Genomic DNA, 16,954 nt, shown 5'->3' on the forward strand with positions numbered 1-16,954 from the left:
ATCAGCGTAACAATGTCAAGTGTTTTGTGCCTATTTGGTTATCATGAGGCCCGAGAATAACGCGCAGCTTCTGGCGAGGACCAGCCGAATGCCGGCCGGCGTGGTGGAACCACGACCGACGAGTTGCTGGCGCCAGTGCCCCGCACTCGGCAGTCCATGCCGGGGGCATGGACGTCCCAGCAACTGCTTTGCCGCGGCGCATCACTTCTTCTTCTTTTTGGAGCCTTCCTTCTGGCTCAGCGCCGATCCCGCCGCCGTCTTGGAATCCTTGGCGGTGCGGCCATCGCTCAGCGTTTTCGAAGCGGCCTTGGCGGCCTTGGGCGAAGTTTTCTTGTCAGGCATCGATCTTCTCCCGCTGGTCAGGAGCCAACGCCCGGTTAACGTGCGTCACAGTTTTATGTTCCCTGCTTGTTCCCGCACCCGTCATTTATTAGTCGAGGAATTCGCGAAGCTTTTGCGCTAGCTCGGCATCATCACGTACTTCACATTCCCATAAAGTGAGAACGCACCAGCCGAGTTCGGCTAGACGTTTGGTCGCATCGGCATCCCTCGCGACATTCCGCGCCAGCTTCGGCCTCCAATAGCCAAGATTCGATCTGGGCGGCCGCCCATGACGGCAATGGTCTTCGGCATGCTGATGCCAGAAGCATCCGTGCACGAAAATGATCTTCGACCGTCCCGGGAACACCAGGTCGGGCTTCCCCGGTAGGTCCTTCCTATGGAGGCGATAGCGATAGCCGAGCCGATGGGCGGTCCTGCGCACTACCATTTCCGGCTTTGTGTCGCGGCTTTTGATCTGCCGCATGTTCGCCGAACGCCGTTCGGGCGATATCGAGTCCATCGAACACCTTACGCAGCTAGAAACCTAAGCGCACGAACCTCTTCAATAGTAAGGCATGGCTTCTGACTGTGGATCACGCGATGGCAGCTAGCACAGACCATCGCCATATCGTCCACATGCACGATGCTATCCGGTTGAAGTTCCTCAATCGGAATCTTATGATGCGCTTCGATGCATCGTTCGCCCCGATCATCATACAGCGTTTCCGGCTTCAGGTCGCACGCGATACACCAAAGCTTACCGCCGTTCTTCGTTTTGTAGTACTTTTTGGCACGGGCCGCGAACTTACGGTCCCGCTCCTTGTAGGCATGAACGCGAGTGAGAATCCGGCCCTCTTTGCCGGTGATTTCTTCCTCTAGGTCCGTTGCGGGCAAGCTTTCGAAGTGGATAAGGTTTGTTGCCGATCCGGCATTCGTCATGCCGAAATGCTCCGCCTGCACTGCGATGTAGGCATCCGCCGCCTTGCGAATTTCACTACTGTTCACGCCGGCCATGATCTGGTGCGCATGAGTAGCGATTGCGGCAGCGATCTCCGGATAGTTGCTCGCCACCTTGTCCGCTTCCGCAATATCGGCGGCGATTGCGGCAAAGCGATCCTGTAGATCAACCTTGAAGTCCGTGTGGAGAATAGAAACGCGCAAAGGGGCAAGCGTCACGGTGATGCCGTCATCATCGATAACGTCAAAGTCCATCGCATCCATCACGAACGACTTGTTTTCGAGAGGGAATACAAGCGGTGTGTGGTGATCTTCGCGCCGAGGTTCGGGGAGCCGCGCGACCGCCATCACGAGCTGCGGCAGGTGAAGCTTCTTACGGTTGTTCTTGTCAAACTTGCGCAAGCGCGGCTTGCCCTGCGGCTGCACATTCACGCCACGCACTTCAGCCGGGATGGTGAGGTTCAACGCCTCGAACAGCACGTTGATTTCCCGGTCCGCGAGGCTGTCCGCAGGGACGTATTCGAACTCGCCGCGTCCGCCCGACGGTCGCCACCGGACCGAAATACTCTCCATCGTTCGACCTCTCCATCTTCGAATTCAAGCTAGCAGCGGGCTTCGGAATATGCGATTCTCGTTCTGGCCCCGCGTTGACACGGTGCGGGGTGCTGTTTACGCAAGTGTTCGCATTTCGTTCTAGGGGTTCGAGTTCTGTCCTACACCGTCGCCTCGTTCTTTTCAGGCATTGGTGGCCTTGACCTCGGCTTGGAACGAGCTGGCTTCGAGGTGAGGTTCCAATGCGAGGTTAAGCCGTTTTGCCGTGATATCTTACGGCAGCATTGGCCTGAACTCCCACTAGATTCTGATATTAGGAAGTTAGATGACGCAGATATCCCTGAAGCTGATATCTGGGCGGCAGGATTCCCCTGCCAAGACCTCTCGCTTGCTCGAATGGGGCCGCGATCTGGGCTTCGAGGGAACCAATCTGGCCTCTTTCACGACTTTATGCGACTCGTTGGAGGACGTCTTCCAAGAGCAATTATCCTCGAAAACGTGCACGGCCTTCTCTCTAGCCACGGAGGACGCGACTTCGCCATCGTACTCAAGGCGCTGGACGAACTCGGGTATGGCGTCGCGTGGCGTGTGCTTAACAGTAAAGACTTCGGAGTCCCCCAACAGCGCCGTCGAGTCTACATTGTTGCCATGCATCGAGACGCAGGAAGTGCAGGAGAAGTACTTTTTGAGCCAGAATGCGGCGACTGGAATTCTAAGAAGGGTCGATCGGATGGGGAGAAACCTTCCTCCATCTTTCAGACAATCCTTGGAGATACTGGCAAAGGACCCCTCGTAAAGAGCGTCGCCCATTGCATCTATGCCGAATCCGCTCGGCATACGGGAACGGATTGGTCGCGAAATTACGTTTGGTATCCTGAAGGGCGCGTGCGCCGCTTCACGCCGAATGAAGTTGAGCGGGTGCAAGGCTTTCCCGATGACTGGACGAAGCCGAACGGGTTCGATGCGAAGCAATCGGATCGGATCGACAGCCTTCGCTATCACGCTGTAGGCAATGCGGTAACGCCGCCAGTTGCGGAATGGGTAGGTCGCCGCCTTCAGGAAGTGATGCAACGGCAGGATCGCGATACCCTTCGTCACAGCCTTCGCGCCTAATTGACGGCGGCGGCAGCGTTCGCAAACGCTGCCGTGGAATAAGCGTCCGCGCAGTGCGCGCACAAGGGGAGCAACCCGGTTGCTAACTTTGGAATCCCCCGCCTCACCCCACCCAATACAACCCCGCCCCATGCGAAGGCAGGCTCCGCACCAGCCGCCCGGTCGCCACGCCATCATCCGCCCCCACCCACAAATCCCGCACCCGCACCCGCGCCCGCCCCGCCAGCCCCAGCACCGATAGCTCCACCCCCACGTCCCGCGCACCCTTGCCGGTGTTGAACAGCGCCACATAGCGCCCACCGCCCGGCGCACGTGCAGACCACACCCGCGTATAATCCTCGACGAAATGCGGCTGGTTGCCGCTGCTCGCCTGGTTGACTGCGATCACTTCGCGGTTGGTCAGCAGCGCCAGCGTCGCCGCGTCCAGCCTCCGCAAATCGCCGCCCATGATCAGCGGCGATCGGGTGATCGCCCACAGCGTCATCAGCGTGCGCTGCTCGTCGGGGGTGAAGCGCGTGTCACGCGCGCCCAGCCGCAGCCGGCCCAGCGGCAGCATGTCGCCATCTGGCCAGCCGCCGGGCCGGCGATGCGGATTCCAGTTTTCGAAACGGACGAACTGCGCCTCTAGCAGCGGCCATTCGTCCCAGAAATCGTCGCTGATCCGCCACATCTGGGCATGCTTGCGCACATGCTCCGCGCGGATCACCGGCGTCTCGCCCGGCGACAGGCTCAGCACCATCGGCCGTCCGCTCCGCCGGATCGCCAGCGCCGCCGCCTCGATCTCCGCCGCGTGCGCGTCATAAGGCCGGCTCATGTCGTCCATCTTGACGAAGTCGACTCCCCATTCGGCAAACAGCGCGAACACGCCGTCATAATAAGCCTGCGCGCCCGGCCGCCGCATATCCACGCCATACATATCCTGGTTCCAGCTGCAGATGCTGCTGGTGTCGGCAATGTCCCGCGCGCGCAGCCGGGTGCCCAGGATCGGCAGGTTCCGCTCCACCGCCAGCCGCGGGATGCCGCGCATCAGGTGCAGCCCGAAGCGCAGCCCAAGCTTGTGGATCGCATCCGCCAGCGGCTTGAAGCTGCCGCTGCCCGCGCTCGATGGAAAGCGGGCAGGGGCGGGGATCAGCCTGCCATGAGCGTCGAGCGTCGGATTGCCCTTGGGCCGCACGTCATAGCCAATCGCCTTGGGCTCATACCATTGATGGTCGATCGTGAAGGTGTCGTAGCCAAAGGGCAGCAGTTCGCGCGCCATGATCGCCGCCGTCTCCAGCGCTTCCGCCTCGACGATATTGGTTGCGAAGCTATTGAAGCTGTTCCAGCCCATCGGCGGCCTTTCCGCGAGGATCGGCCCCTTGGCCGCCACCGGCACGGCCCCTGTCATGCCCGCAATCGGCAGCGCCGCGCTTATCCCCAGCAGTGTCCGGCGTTGCACCCTCATCATCCCTCTCCCTCACTGCGACTATTTATACTATTAATCGCCTGGATAGTCGGCACAAGCTGACAGAGATCGGGAGAGACGGTCATGCTGACACGCCGGGACGCCATTGCCGCTTTGGGGGTCGCCGCCTTCGCCGGGGCCTGTGCGCCGCGCGCCGCGGGTAGCAGCACCGGCTACATCCTCAGCTATTTCGCCGGCGGCAAGGATATCAGCCCCGGCCTGCGCCTCGCCATGAGCATGGGTGGCCTGCGCTTCTCGCCCGTCAAGGGCGGCGAGATCGTCCTCAAGCCGCAAGTCGGCGAGAGCAAGCTGATGCGCGATCCATTCCTGATAAAGGGTCCCGCCCCCGGCGATCCCTGGCATCTGCTGTGGACCACCGCCTGGGAAGGCGTGACGCTCGGCCACGCCACCAGCCACGATCTGCTGCACTGGTCGCCGCAACGGGCGATCCCAGTGATGGCGTCGGTGCCCGGCACGCGCAACGTATGGGCGCCCGAGATGATCTGGGATGCGCGCGCGCGCCACTTCGTGATCTTCTGGTCGAGCACCGTCACCGGCCGCTTCGCGGAGACCGCGGGCGCGTCCGAGAGCGGCTATAATCACCGCCTCTGGCATGTGACGACGCGCGATTTCGTGGAGATCTCGGAGCCCAGGCTGTTCTGGGATCCGGGCTTCAGCGTCATCGACGCGACTTTCATCGATCGTCCCGGGCTGGGCCTGCACCTGATCGTCAAGGACGAGACGGTGAATCCGCCGAAAAAGCACCTGCGGATCGCCCGCGCGGCATCGCCCACCGGGCCGTTCACTGGCCTGTCGCTCCCCTTCACTCCCGATTGGGTAGAGGGGCCAGCGGGGATCACGATCGGCGAGTGGACCTACGTGTTTTACGACGAATATCGCGAGGGAAAATGGGGGGCGGCGCGCTCGCGCGATCTGAAAATCTGGGAGGACGCCACGCCGCTGATCTCGGTCCCCGCCGGCGCGCGCCACGGCACGATCGTCCGCGCCCCTTTGGAGCTGATTGCCGGGCTTAGCTGATCGCAGCTTCCCATACGGTAATCTCGTGCGGCCGCCGCTTCGTCACTTCGAGGCCTGAGCCATCCGTTTCGATCGCGCCGTCATATTCGAAGGTCGCATTGCCGAGGATCGTCACCATGCCGTCCGCGCCCGCGCTCCCCCGCACCAGCCCGCCCTTGTTGAAGACCCTTGTCTCGCGCTCCCAGGGCAGCCGCCCGGTCAGCCCCGCCGCGAATACCGAAGCCGCCATCGCGCTGCCGCATGCATTGGTCAGCCCCACGCCGCGCTCGAACGTGCGCACGAACAAGTCTGGGCCGCGCATTTCGACAAACGAGACATTCGCCCGCGCGGGCAGCAATGCCGGCGCGGCTTCGCACCAGCGGCCCAGCGCCACCAGCTCCTCTTCGTCCACCTGGTCGACAAAGCTCACCAGATGGGGGTTCGGCATCGAGACCGCGGTGAATTCGCGCCCGCTCGGCAGTTCGGAAAGCGGGCCGGCCAGCCCGATGTCGCGCCCCGCCGGGCCCACGCGCGTCCGCACCGTATAAACGCCCTCCGCCAGCGCCTCCGCCTTCGCCACCTCGGCGCTGCTGGTCCGCAATTTCACGCGCGCTGAGTCGATCCCCAGCGCCTCGAATCCTGCCCGCGCGACGCAGCGCAGTCCGTTCAGGCAAGTCTCCGCCTCCGAACCATCCGAATTGAACATCCGCATCCCGAATTGATTCTCTCTATCCCCTTGTATTAAAAGGAGAATCCCGTCACCCCCGACCGGGCCGTCACGATCGGCAAGCATGCGCGCCGCCGCCGCCCATTCCGCATCGCTCAGCTGAATCGCACGGGCATCGACAAGCGAGAAATCATTCCCCGATCCGTGGCATTTGGTGAAGGCGATCCGCATCGCCTATCCGCCTAGCTCTTCTTGCCGCCATTTCCAACGATCGGCCCGCCCATTGCTTCCACCACGGCATGATCCCTGGCGAGTATCGCGGCGAAGCTCGGCCGTTGGTGCATCGCCAGCGCCCAGGCGGCGGTCTTGGGATATAGCGAACGGTCCACGGTCACGCCGATACAGCCCAAGGTGGCGAGCGGGCTCGCGACGGCGATGTCGGCCAGGGTGATGCGGTCCTCCACCAGAAATCCGCTCTCGGGGATCATTTTCTCCAGATAGGCAAGGATCGGCGGCAGCAGTTCGCGCTCGGCATGGTCCGCGGCGTTGTGATCGCATTCCTGCTTCAGCACCCGCGGCCGCACAAACCGGTTGCCGAAAATCGCAGACCCCGCCGCCATCATCAAAGTATCCGCCAATTCGTCATACCAGATCGTCCGGGCGCGGGCGCGGGGCTCGGCTGGAATCAGATCGGGCTCGGGATGCCGGGCCTCCAGATAAGTGACGATCGCCGTCGAATCGGAAATCAGGAAGTCGCCGTCCTTGAAGCCCGGCATCTTGCCGAACGGGCTTGCCGCCTCGAATTCGGGCCCGCCCTTGCCGAGTCCTGCTGCGCGCAGCTCCAGCTCAAGCCCCTTCTCCGCGCCAAAGACCATGCATTTCCGCACGTATGGAGACAAAGTCGATCCGAAAACAATCACTTGGCACCTCCCCCCTTTTGCTCAAAAAACTGCCCTAGGTGCGCGACAGGGCCGCGCGGCTGTGCGATGGACGGGCGCGATGGGATGGACGATCCTTCTCGCGCTCGGCGTCGCTGCGGCTTTTGCCTTCATCCTGCGGCGCGTGAACTTTCTGGAGCAAGAGCTGCGGAGAGTCGAATCGCTGCTGGCCGGGATCGAGCTGCGATTGATCCGAACTCCCGCTCCGCAGCCCAAAACCCCCGCGCCCCCCCTCGCCGCCCCGCCTCCCGCTGCCCGAGTAGAAACACCCGAACCCAAGCCTGCTCCCGAACCGCCAATCCCGTCAGAGCCGCGCTTCAGCCTCGAAGCGCTGATCGGCGGCCGCCTGCCCATCTGGATCGGCGGCGCGGCGCTCGTCCTCGCCGGCTTCTTCCTCGTGCGCTTCTCGATCGATAACGGCCTGCTCGGCCCCGCCGCGCGCACCATCCTCGCCGCGCTCTTCGCAGTGGCGCTGATCGCCGCCAGCGAAGTCGCGCGCCGCCTGCCCGCCACCAGCGACGATCCGCGCATCGCACAGGTGCTCGCCGGGGCCGGCGTCGCGAGCCTTTATGCGACGCTGTATCTGGCCGCGGCGCTCTATCATCTGATCGCGCCTGCCCCCGCTTTCCTCGCAGTCCTGCTGGTCACCGGCCTCGCTTTGGCCCTGTCGCTTCGCCACGGCCCGCCCACTGCGGTGATGGCGTTGCTCGGGGGCTTCATGGCTCCATTGCTCGCGGGGTTCGACGCGATCGGGACAGGGCCGTTATTGGTCTATCTCGCCTTGCTCGTCGCAGCCCTTTTCGGCCTCGCGGTCCGCCGCGGCTGGGGCTGGCTTGCGCTTGCCGCCAGCATTGCCGGGTTCGGCTGGATCAATTTCCTGATCCTCGCACAGGCCGGACAGGCGGGTGACCTCGCGGCCATCGGCGCCTTCACCATGCTGCTCGCCGCAGGATCGAGCGCATCCTTGCCGGCAACGGGCCTGCGAAGCCCATGGCTCCGCCTCGCTCCGCTGATAGCAGGGTTCATCCAGCTCGTGGCGCTGGCGCCTGCGCTCGATTTCGGCGCGCTGGCCTGGAGCTTCTATTTGGTGCTGGCCGCGGCCACTTTGTTCCTCGCCTGGCGCGATTCGCTCTATCTGCCAGCCGCGATCGCTTCGGCGGGCCTGGTCCTGCTCCTCGAATGCCTCGCGTTTCTCCAGCCCGAGGCCCGCGCTACGCCATTGGCGGCGGCCATCGCGGCTCTGCTCTTCGCGATCCCCGGGCATCTGCTGGCCGGCCGCTCGCGCGGCTGGGCGGCGGTGGCGATGCTCGGAACCACAGGGCCGCTGCTGGCGGCGCACGCAACTGCCCCTTCGCTGCTCGCCGACTGGAACTGGGGCCTGCTCGAGCTCGCGGCCGCCGGCGCGATGGCCAGCCTCGCTTGGCGGCTTCGTTCCACCGATGGCGGCCCCTCTCTCACTGCCGCCACCGCGCTCACGGCATTGCTGGCCGCACTCGGCATGGCGCAGTTCGTGGCGGTGGAATGGCTGGCAATCCCACTCGCGCTGGTCATGGCCGGGCTTGCCGCCTGGGCAAGGCATGCGCGCGCGCCCAAGTTGTTCGAGCTTCCCGCTTATCCCTTCATGGCCGCCTTGGTCGCGGCATTGTGGCCGCTGGCGCAATTCGCCAATCTGGTCCTCGCCTCGCTCATCGACGAACGCCTTCCCTATCGCCTGCTCCCCGAAATTGCGGAACTGCTTCGCGCGCTCGCTTTGCCAACGGGCGTTGCGGTGATGCTCCTCGTCGATCCGCGCCATTATGGCCGCGTCCGCCGCTTCGTCGGCGCAGTCGCGGCGGTAACGGCGCTCCTTTTGCTCTATGCGCTCGCCAAGCAGCCGCTCGCGATCGCCACCTTGCCCCGCTTCGTCGAACTGGGCTTTTTCGAGCGCGCCTTGCTCACCCAATCCTGCCTCGCCGCCGGCTGGCTGCTGCTGCGCCGGGGCAGCTTGCCGTTGCTTGCCACATCGCTGGTAACGCTCGGCCTCGCCCGCTTCGCCTGGTTCGATCTGCTGCTGCTCAATCCCGCGATCGAGCCGCAATCGGTCGGCGGGTTCCCGTTGCTCAACGCCGCCACGCTCCATGCCGCGCTGGTGGCCTTCTGGTTCTGGACCTTGCCCGCCAGTCGCGCGACGCGCGCCATCGCCGCCGCCCTGACGCTGGCCGCAGTCGTCGTTACGGTCCGCCAGGCAGCGCACGGGGCGGTCCTCACCGGCCCCATGGGCACCGCGGAGAACACCGGCTATTCGGCAGCCCTGCTCGGTGTCTCGCTCTTCTGGCTGTGGCGCGGCATCACCGCCGCGAAGCACGATCTGCGCGTGGCGGGCCTGGCTCTGCTCACCCTGGTCACCTTCAAGGTATTCCTGATCGACGCCGCCGCGCTCGACGGACTGCTCCGCATCCTCTCGTTCCTCGGGCTGGGCACCGCGCTGATCGGGATAGGCTGGGCGTATAACCGCTTCCTGGGAAAGTCGGCGGTTTAACTAACTGACGGCCACCGCAGCGCGGTCCTCAGAAAATCCCCAGAAACTTCTTGCGCTGTTTCTTCTTCTCGTCCCCCGATTGCTTGCCGCTTTCGGATTTGGCGGTCGTCCCGCGCCCTACATCGTTGCGCGGGCGGCCCTTTTCGTCGCGCTGCGATCGCGCCGAAGCGCCGGAGAGCACCGGTCCGCAATCCGCCGCTTTCGCGTCGCCGACATCGACAAAGGCAATCACCGCTGCGAGCGGGCTGGCGACTAGTCCCAGCCCTAGGCCAACCCCGGCGCGCGCCAGCAATTCACCCGAGATCGGGTTGATGCCAGGCGCGGCGAAAAAGCCGTTGATCGCAACCGGCGACTGCCCTGCGAACAGGCTGAATTTCTTGCTGTCCGCCCGGAAGGCCAGGTCGATCGTCTCGTTCTTGAAGCTGAAGCCGCCGCGCGCGGTCATCACGCTCTTTTCCGTATCTATCAGGATCGGATCCGCCGCCGCGATCCCGCCCCGCACGGTAAACCCGATCAGCCCGCAATTGATCTGCACCGGCTCTTTCAGCTTCTTCTCGAACATTTTCTGGACGAAGGTGCCCACATCGAGCTCGGCGAGCTGCACGTTGCGCGTCCAGAATGCCCCTTTGGGCAGGATTATGGCGATGCGCCCGTTCGAGCTGGCGAGCGAATCACGGACGCTGTTGCCGGTGCCGGTCAGCTCGACGCGGGCCTTCAAGGTGCCCGTCGTCCCCGATTCCTCCACGCCGAAGCCCGCGAGCAACACGCCCATCGGCGTCGGCGAAAGCCGGATATCGTATTCGGTGAACACCGGCTGGCGGCGCGCATTGATGCGGATGTCCGAATTCACCGTGCCCCGCGCCAGGCTGAAATTGAGCGGACTTAGCTTGAGCAGCCGGTCGTCGAGCGTCAGGCCCAATTTGAGGTTCGAGATTGGCAGGCGCTCGGCGCGGACGCTGCGCACCGTCCAGTTCACCTTGGCGTCGAAATTTCTCAGCGCCTCCACCCGCAGCGGCGCATCGGGCAGGATGCGTGGCGCCCCCGCCGCGCGCGTCACCACCGCACCCGCTGCCGAGGCTTGCGGACTATATCCGATAAACGGCCCGGCATCGACGATGTCGAGCATGCGAGTCGCCAGATCGGCGGTAAGCATCAGCCGGGGCTGCGTCATAGCCACGGTCACCTTGCCGGCCAGATCGCTGTCACCGAATCGGCCCCTCAGCCGCGTCAGGCGCCATTCGTTTCCGGCCTTCGTAAGCTCTGAGCGGAAACGATAGAGGCGAGTGTCGGGCACCGCGACGCCGATCAGCGAAAAGGCATCAGCGAGATTCTGCCCGCGCATATCCAAATGGAGGTCCGCGCCCTCGATTTCGGTCGCGCCGGGCAAGGTACCCGACAAGTCGATCTGGGTGCGCACCGCCTCGGCATGGAGCTTGAGCTCGTTCTTGCCACCGGAAACGGTCGCATTGGGAGTCAACAGCGCGCCATTCATCACGAAGCGCGTGCCCCGCACCGTCCCTGTGCCGTCGAAACCGATCGAGCTCGCGAACTGCGTGTCCTTCGCCTCGACCGTGTGAACGCGGATGCCCGCCTCTATCCGCATCCGCGGATCCAGGTAACGGATCATCGTCCCCTGAACGAGGGCGCGACGGATCAGCGGCAGCTCGAGCGGCTCGCCCTTCTCCTCGTTGAAGGTCCAGCTGTTGCGCTTGCCGGCCTTGTCCCATTGCAAGTCCAGATGGCCGTCCTCCAGCCCCAGCCAGTTGATCCGCCGATTTCCCGTGATCAGGCTCCAGGTCGAAATCCGGGAATCGACCTTTTTCGCCCGGAAGAAATCGCCCCGACCCGCCCATTGTGGATTCGAGATGCGCATCCCTTCGGCGACGAACTTGACGTTGAACGGTGCGAAATAGAGCTGGAAATCGCCCGCGACCTTCACTTCGCGCTGCGTCTGTGACGCAACCATCCGCTCGAACGGCCCTTTCAGGAAGCGCCCCTTGGTGACGAACAGGATTGTCCAGGCAAGCACGATCAGCCCCAGGATCGTGGTGAGTACCGCGATCGTAGAGGCCAGCGGCGTGCCAAGCGTGCGTATGGGTTTTGCCGTTGCGATCTCTTCTGCCATTAGGGGGATAAGCCTCGTAAGTGCCTCAGGGTTCCCGACTCAGGTTGCATTGCAGCGCCACTCTCGCTATGCGCCCGCCTTTCCTCGAAACGTCTAGGAACACGCCCGGCCATCAAGGGCTGCCGCGGCTGTTCGCATGTTCGAGAGCATAAGGAGACGAAAATGCCCAAGCTCAAGACCAAGAGCGGTGTGAAGAAGCGCTTCAAATTCACCGCGACGGGCAAGATCAAGCACGGCTTCGCCGGCAAGCGCCACCGCCTGATCAGCCACAATGCCAAATATATCCGCCAGAACCGCGGCACCTCCGTGCTCGCTCATGCCGACACCGCACGCGTGGTCGGCTGGGCTCCGTACGGCTTGAAGTAAGGGAGGCCCGGAACCATGGCACGCGTCAAACGGGGTGTAACCACCCGCGCCAAGCACAAGAATATCCTCGAACAGGCGAAGGGCTATCGCGGCCGTCGCAAGAACACGATCCGCATCGCGCGCCAGGCCGTCGAAAAGGCCGGCCAATATGCGTATCGCGACCGCAAGGTTAAGAAGCGCACGTTCCGCGGCCTGTGGATCCAGCGCATCAACGCCGGCGTCCGCGCCGAGGGCCTGACCTATTCGCAGTTCATGCACGGGCTCAAGCTCGCCGGCGTGGAACTCGACCGGAAAGTTCTGGCCGACATCGCGATGCACGAAGGTGAAGCGTTTACCGCCATCATCGCGCAGGCGAAGCATGCCCTGAGCGGCGTCGAAGGGGCGGCTCTGCCCCAGGCCGCCTGATCTTGACATAGGCGACTATTTCGCCTATGTCAGCTACCTGCTTCGGGGTTCACCCCGGGGTATTTATTTAAGGGCCCCTGCGGGGGCCCTTTTTCGTATCCGGAGAATTTCCGTGCTCCAAATCGCAGTCTTCGTTGATGCCGGATACCTTTATGCGCAAGGCTCCGCACTTATCGCGGGGCGCAAAAAGCCAAGGGTATCGGTTCGTCTGAACGTCCCTGCAATGATTTCAGACCTCTTGGAAGAGGCAAGAATCTTGGAGCCCGATGGTCGGCTTCTTCGCGTCTACTGGTACGATGGCCTCACACGCGGGGGCGCGCCGACCGTCGAGCAGCGAGCGCTCGCCGACACCCCAAACGTCAAATGTCGCTTCGGTACGGTGAATAGCCGCGGGGAGCAAAAAGGTGTCGATTCACTGATAGTGACCGACCTAATCGAGTTGGCACGGGGCCGCGCGATCTCAGACGCCCTGATTCTTGCCGGCGATGAAGACCTCCGCGTCGGTGTCCAGGTCGCTCAGAGTTTCGGAATTCGCGTCCATTTACTTGGTATCGAGCCATCGCGCGGCTCCCAGTCCCCTGATCTGCTTGCAGAAGCGGACACTGTTCGCGAATGGGGAAAGACGAAAGTTTCACCGTGGCTATCCGTTCAAGAGGCCCTGCAAACTGATCCCAATGGCGAAGGATCGGGCGACGATCCTCTTACCTCGATTATTCGGCAGCAGATTGCAGCGCTCTCCCCACAGGAAGCGGGGGACATCTGCAAATTTGCCGCCGACAATCGAAATCAGCTTCCCTCCGATTTCGATCGGCCCATCCTGGGCCTTGCGAAGGCAAGATTGGGCCGTGCCTTGACGGACCAGGAGCGGAAGCAATTCAGGATAGATGCTCTGGGCGCATTGCGTGGACGGGCGGAGAGCAATCTATGACCGACCTTGACCATCTCCGCCAGGATCTGCTCGGCTCGATCGAAGCCGCGAGCGGCCTTGAGGCCGTGGAGGCGATCCGAATCCATGCGCTTGGCAAGCAGGGCGCGGTCACTGGCCTGCTCAAGACGCTGGGCGGCATGAGCCCGGAGGAACGACAAGAAACCGGTCCGCGAATTCACGGCTTGCGTGAAGCGGTCACGGAGGCGCTCGCTGCCCGCAAATCCACCCTGGAGCGGCTCGCGATGGACGCGCGCCTCGCCAGCGAAACGCTCGACATGACGCTTCCGGTCGATGCGCTGGCCCCCGGCACCGTCCACCCGGTGAGCCAGGTGATGGACGAACTCGCGGAGATCTTCGCCGATCTCGGGTTCGCGGTCGCAACCGGCCCCGAGATCGAGGACGATTGGCACAATTTCACGGCACTCAACATCCCGGAGACGCACCCCGCGCGGGCGATGCACGACACTTTCTATCTCGCCGGCGAGCACGAGCAGCCGATGGTGCTGCGCACGCATACCAGCCCGGTGCAGATCCGCGCGATGAAGGCCGCGGGCGGCGAGAAGCCCATCCGCATCATTGCGCCCGGCCGCACCTATCGCTCGGACTCGGATGCCACCCACACCCCGATGTTCCACCAGGTCGAAGGGCTCGTGATCGACAAGGGAATTACCCTGGGCCACCTGAAGTGGACACTCGAGACCTTCCTCAAGGCATTCTTCGAACGCGACGACATCGTGCTCCGCCTGCGCCCCAGCTACTTCCCCTTCACCGAGCCATCGGCCGAAGTCGATGTCGGCTTCTCGGTCGTAAACGGCAAGCGCGTGATCGGCGGTTCCGAAGGCTGGATGGAAGTGCTCGGCTCCGGCATGGTCCACCGCAAGGTGATAGAAGCCGGCGGCTATGATCCCGACAAGTGGCAGGGCTTCGCCTTCGGCTGCGGGATCGATCGTCTCGCGATGCTCAAATACGGAATGGACGATCTGCGCGCCTTTTTCGACGGCGATTTGCGCTGGCTCAAGCACTACGGCTTCTCCGCGCTCGACGTGCCCACTTTGAGCGGGGGAGTCGGCGCATGAAGTTCACGCTGGGCTGGCTCAAGGAGCATCTCGAAACCAGCGCCGAACTCGACACCGTCGTCGAGGCGCTGACTCGCGTCGGCCTCGAAGTCGAAGGCGTCGAGAATCCGGGCGAAAAGCTCGCCGGCTTCCGCGTCGCCAGGGTCCTGACCGCGGAGCGCCATCCGCAGGCTGACAAATTGCAGGTGCTCACAGTCGACACGGGTGAGGGCGATCCGCTCACTATCGTCTGCGGCGCGCCTAATGCTCGCGCGGGCCTGGTCGGGGTGCTCGGCCTTCCCGGCGCGATCGTCCCCGCCAACGGCATGCAGCTCAAGGTCGCGGCAGTGCGCGGAGTCGAATCGAACGGCATGATGTGCTCGACCCGCGAGCTGGAGCTTGGCGAAGACCATGAGGGCATCATCGAGCTTCCCGCCGATGCCCCGGTCGGCGCGCCATTCCCCGATTATGCCGGCCTGAACGATCCCGTGATCGACGTATCGATCACGCCTAACCGCCAGGATTGCATGGGCGTCCGCGGCATCGCCCGCGATCTCGCCGCCGCCGGCCTCGGCACGCTCAAGCCCTTGGCGGTTCCGTCAGCCCCCACCTCCGCTCACCCTGAGCCTGTCGAAGGGTCCCTCGCCGCAAGCGCATCGCACGCGGACGGCAGTGCTTCGACAAGCTCAGCACGAGCGGATTTGAGCGTAGCCACCAATGGCCCCGGCCCCGATATCGCCACCCAGGACCCCGAAGGCTGCCCCGCATTCTTCGGCCAGTCAGTCAGCGGCGTCACCAATGGCGAAGCGCCAGAATGGATGCGCAAGCGTCTCGCCGCGATCGGCCAGAAGCCCATCTCCGCGCTGGTCGACATCACCAATTACGTGATGATCGATCTCGGCCGTCCCTTGCACGTCTATGACCGCGCCAGGCTCAAGGGCCCGCTGGTCGCGCGCAAGGCAAGAAACGGCGAACAGGTTCTTGCGCTCAACGGCAAGACCTATGCGCTTACTTCGGCAATGACCGTCATCGCCGACGACGAGGCCGTGCACGATATCGGCGGCATCATGGGCGGCGAGCATTCGGGCTGCTCGGACGGCACCACCGACGTGCTGATCGAATGCGCCTATTTCGATCCCGAGCACATCGCCCGCACCGGCCAGAAACTGATGCTTGCCAGCGATGCCCGCACCCGCTTTGAGCGCGGCGTCGATCCCGCGTTCCTCGATGACGGCATCGCCATCGCGGCGCGGATGATCACGCAGATCTGCGGCGGCGCCGCGAGCGAAGTCACTCGCTCGGGCGCGGCTCCGGTCCCGAACAAGATCGTCGCCTACGATCCGACGCTCGCCGAAACGCTCGGTGGCCTCGCCGTGCCCGAGGACGAGCAGAAAGCGATCCTCGAACGCCTCGGCTTCGTGGTTGACGGCTGGAACGTGCGCGTCCCAAGCTGGCGCCGTGACGTGGATGGCGCGCCGGATCTGGTCGAGGAAGTCATCCGCATCGCCGGGGTCGACAACGTTCCGTCAGTGCCACTCCCCCGCGTCCCAGGCGTCGCTCGGCCGACCGCAACCATCGAGCAGAAACTCGAACGCAAGCTTCGCCGCACCGCCGCCGCTCGCGGACTTCACGAGGCAGTAACCTGGAGCTTCATCTCCGAAGCGGAAGCCGCACCCTTCGGCGGCGGCGCCTGGACCCTCGCCAACCCGATCAGCGAGGACATGAAGGTCATGCGGCCCTCGCTGTTGCCCGGCCTGCTTGCCGCCGCCGAACGCAATCTGAAGCGGGGCGCGCAGTCGGTGCGCGTCTTCGAACTCGGCCGCCGCTACCTTGTCGACCAGGAACGCCTCACCCTCGGAATCGTCCTTGCCGGAGCCCGCACTTCCCGTGGCTGGCAAGCCGGCAAGGCGCAGGGCTTCGGCGCGTTCGACGCCAAGGCCGAAGCCCTCGCCTTGCTCGAAGCCGCCGGCGCTCCCGTCGCGAACCTGCAGGTCATGGGGGAGGCGGGACAAGTCTATCACCCCGGCCAATCCGCTACCCTGCGGCTCGGTCCCAAGACCGTGCTCGCCGCCTTTGGGATGGTGCATCCCAGCGTCCTCAGGGCATTTGACCTCGACGGGGATGTAGCCGCGGTCGAACTCTATCTCGACGCGCTTCCCCTGAAAAAGGGCAGCACCGGCTTCATGCGCGCGGCCTATGCACCCCCTGCGCTCCAGGGCGTAACCCGGGATTTCGCCTTCCTCGTGCCCCATGCCCTCGCTGCCGCCGACTTGGTCCGCGCGGTCAAGGGTGCCGACAAGGCCGCGATCACCGACGCCCGCCTGTTCGACTTGTTCACCGGCCACGGCGTGCCCGAGGGCCACAAGTCGCTCGCGGTGGAAGTGGCGCTCCAGCCCAATGAAAAGAGCTTCACCGACGAAGAGATCAAGGCGCTGGCCGACAAGGTCGTTGCGGCCGCGAGCAAGCTTGGTGCGACGCTGAGGGGGTAAGTAATCCTCCCCGGAGGGGGAGGGGGAGGGGTAGTCGCCACAATCCTCGATTTCTTCTG

The 16,954-nt window shown here is 64.0% G+C and carries 15 protein-coding genes; 8 read left to right on the plus strand and 7 right to left on the minus strand.

Annotated elements, in window-relative coordinates; all coding sequences use genetic code 11:
• Window positions 1–201: 201 nt before the first annotated feature.
• From VF617_RS03810 to VF617_RS03820, 3 genes are all read right to left on the minus strand, one after another.
• Window positions 202–342, minus strand: a complete 141-nt coding sequence (locus VF617_RS03810; protein WP_331013533.1) for a hypothetical protein — start codon at window positions 340–342, stop codon at window positions 202–204.
• 88 nt (window positions 343–430) lie between these two features.
• Complete coding sequence (locus VF617_RS03815; RefSeq protein WP_331013534.1) at window positions 431–841, minus strand: DNA mismatch endonuclease Vsr; 411 nt, start codon at window positions 839–841, stop codon at window positions 431–433.
• 8 nt (window positions 842–849) lie between these two features.
• Window positions 850–1,851: a hypothetical protein gene (locus VF617_RS03820; RefSeq protein WP_331013535.1), complete on the minus strand. Its 1,002-nt coding sequence runs from the start codon at window positions 1,849–1,851 to the stop codon at window positions 850–852.
• Between the two features lie 189 nt (window positions 1,852–2,040).
• On the opposite strand from VF617_RS03820, the gene VF617_RS16475 reads away from it, so the two are divergent.
• On the plus strand, window positions 2,041–2,943 hold the full coding sequence (locus VF617_RS16475) for a DNA (cytosine-5-)-methyltransferase (protein WP_349256343.1): 903 nt from the start codon (window positions 2,041–2,043) through the stop codon (window positions 2,941–2,943).
• 103 nt (window positions 2,944–3,046) lie between these two features.
• On the opposite strand, the gene VF617_RS03830 is transcribed toward VF617_RS16475, so the two are convergent.
• Window positions 3,047–4,387: a glycoside hydrolase family 27 protein gene (locus VF617_RS03830; protein WP_331013537.1), complete on the minus strand. Its 1,341-nt coding sequence runs from the start codon at window positions 4,385–4,387 to the stop codon at window positions 3,047–3,049.
• Window positions 4,388–4,471: 84 nt separating this feature from the next.
• Between VF617_RS03830 and VF617_RS03835 the strand changes: the two genes are divergently transcribed.
• The gene (locus VF617_RS03835; RefSeq protein WP_331013538.1) at window positions 4,472–5,425 is read left to right on the plus strand and encodes a glycoside hydrolase family 43 protein; all 954 of its coding nucleotides are present in this window, start codon (window positions 4,472–4,474) and stop codon (window positions 5,423–5,425) included.
• On the opposite strand, the gene dapF is transcribed toward VF617_RS03835, so the two are convergent.
• Both dapF and VF617_RS03845 read right to left on the minus strand, forming a co-directional pair.
• Complete coding sequence (dapF, locus tag VF617_RS03840; protein WP_331013539.1) at window positions 5,418–6,302, minus strand: diaminopimelate epimerase; 885 nt, start codon at window positions 6,300–6,302, stop codon at window positions 5,418–5,420. The two genes, VF617_RS03835 and dapF, sit on opposite strands and share 8 nt — an antisense overlap.
• Before the next feature lie 11 nt (window positions 6,303–6,313).
• Window positions 6,314–6,991 (minus strand): glutathione S-transferase family protein, encoded by a 678-nt coding sequence (locus VF617_RS03845; protein WP_331013540.1) that lies wholly within the window; start codon window positions 6,989–6,991, stop codon window positions 6,314–6,316.
• A 79-nt stretch (window positions 6,992–7,070) separates the two neighbouring features.
• On the opposite strand from VF617_RS03845, the gene VF617_RS03850 reads away from it, so the two are divergent.
• Window positions 7,071–9,527: a DUF2339 domain-containing protein gene (locus VF617_RS03850; RefSeq protein WP_331013541.1), complete on the plus strand. Its 2,457-nt coding sequence runs from the start codon at window positions 7,071–7,073 to the stop codon at window positions 9,525–9,527.
• Between the two features lie 28 nt (window positions 9,528–9,555).
• On the opposite strand, the gene VF617_RS03855 is transcribed toward VF617_RS03850, so the two are convergent.
• Window positions 9,556–11,652: an AsmA family protein gene (locus VF617_RS03855; protein ID WP_331013542.1), complete on the minus strand. Its 2,097-nt coding sequence runs from the start codon at window positions 11,650–11,652 to the stop codon at window positions 9,556–9,558.
• A 162-nt stretch (window positions 11,653–11,814) separates the two neighbouring features.
• Between VF617_RS03855 and rpmI the strand changes: the two genes are divergently transcribed.
• The 5 genes from rpmI to pheT all read left to right on the plus strand — a co-directional run bounded on the left by rpmI (window position 11,815) and on the right by pheT (window position 16,895).
• Window positions 11,815–12,018: a 50S ribosomal protein L35 gene (rpmI, locus tag VF617_RS03860; RefSeq protein ID WP_100282718.1), complete on the plus strand. Its 204-nt coding sequence runs from the start codon at window positions 11,815–11,817 to the stop codon at window positions 12,016–12,018.
• 15 nt (window positions 12,019–12,033) lie between these two features.
• Window positions 12,034–12,423, plus strand: coding sequence for a 50S ribosomal protein L20 (rplT, locus tag VF617_RS03865; RefSeq protein ID WP_331013543.1), 390 nt, complete (start codon window positions 12,034–12,036; stop codon window positions 12,421–12,423).
• Window positions 12,424–12,535: 112 nt separating this feature from the next.
• Window positions 12,536–13,351 carry an NYN domain-containing protein gene (locus VF617_RS03870; protein ID WP_331013544.1) on the plus strand — a complete coding sequence of 272 codons (816 nt, stop codon included), beginning with the start codon at window positions 12,536–12,538 and terminating at the stop codon, window positions 13,349–13,351.
• Entirely contained in the window at window positions 13,348–14,427 is a 1,080-nt protein-coding gene (gene pheS / locus VF617_RS03875) for a phenylalanine--tRNA ligase subunit alpha (protein WP_331013545.1), read from the plus strand. The genes VF617_RS03870 and pheS overlap by 4 nt, the downstream gene beginning before the upstream one ends.
• Window positions 14,424–16,895 (plus strand): phenylalanine--tRNA ligase subunit beta, encoded by a 2,472-nt coding sequence (pheT, locus tag VF617_RS03880; protein WP_331013546.1) that lies wholly within the window; start codon window positions 14,424–14,426, stop codon window positions 16,893–16,895. The genes pheS and pheT overlap by 4 nt, the downstream gene beginning before the upstream one ends.
• Window positions 16,896–16,954: the final 59 nt, after the last annotated feature.

It is taken from the genome of Sphingomonas sp. (assembly GCF_036388215.1).
GTDB lineage: Bacteria > Pseudomonadota > Alphaproteobacteria > Sphingomonadales > Sphingomonadaceae > Sphingomonas.

What these genes read in the sequence shown, in the direction of transcription:
- VF617_RS03810 (WP_331013533.1), bottom strand. Translation starts at nt 342, where the DNA reads ATGCCTGACAAGAAAACTTCGCCCAAGGCCGCCAAGGCCGCTTCGAAA.
- VF617_RS03815 (WP_331013534.1), bottom strand. Translation starts at nt 841, where the DNA reads ATGGACTCGATATCGCCCGAACGGCGTTCGGCGAACATGCGGCAGATC.
- VF617_RS03820 (WP_331013535.1), bottom strand. Translation starts at nt 1,851, where the DNA reads ATGGAGAGTATTTCGGTCCGGTGGCGACCGTCGGGCGGACGCGGCGAG.
- VF617_RS03830 (WP_331013537.1), bottom strand. Translation starts at nt 4,387, where the DNA reads ATGAGGGTGCAACGCCGGACACTGCTGGGGATAAGCGCGGCGCTGCCG.
- VF617_RS03835 (WP_331013538.1), top strand. Translation starts at nt 4,472, where the DNA reads ATGCTGACACGCCGGGACGCCATTGCCGCTTTGGGGGTCGCCGCCTTC.
- dapF (WP_331013539.1), bottom strand. Translation starts at nt 6,302, where the DNA reads ATGCGGATCGCCTTCACCAAATGCCACGGATCGGGGAATGATTTCTCG.
- VF617_RS03850 (WP_331013541.1), top strand. Translation starts at nt 7,071, where the DNA reads ATGGGATGGACGATCCTTCTCGCGCTCGGCGTCGCTGCGGCTTTTGCC.
- VF617_RS03855 (WP_331013542.1), bottom strand. Translation starts at nt 11,652, where the DNA reads ATGGCAGAAGAGATCGCAACGGCAAAACCCATACGCACGCTTGGCACG.
- rpmI (WP_100282718.1), top strand. Translation starts at nt 11,815, where the DNA reads ATGCCCAAGCTCAAGACCAAGAGCGGTGTGAAGAAGCGCTTCAAATTC.
- rplT (WP_331013543.1), top strand. Translation starts at nt 12,034, where the DNA reads ATGGCACGCGTCAAACGGGGTGTAACCACCCGCGCCAAGCACAAGAAT.
- pheS (WP_331013545.1), top strand. Translation starts at nt 13,348, where the DNA reads ATGACCGACCTTGACCATCTCCGCCAGGATCTGCTCGGCTCGATCGAA.
- pheT (WP_331013546.1), top strand. Translation starts at nt 14,424, where the DNA reads ATGAAGTTCACGCTGGGCTGGCTCAAGGAGCATCTCGAAACCAGCGCC.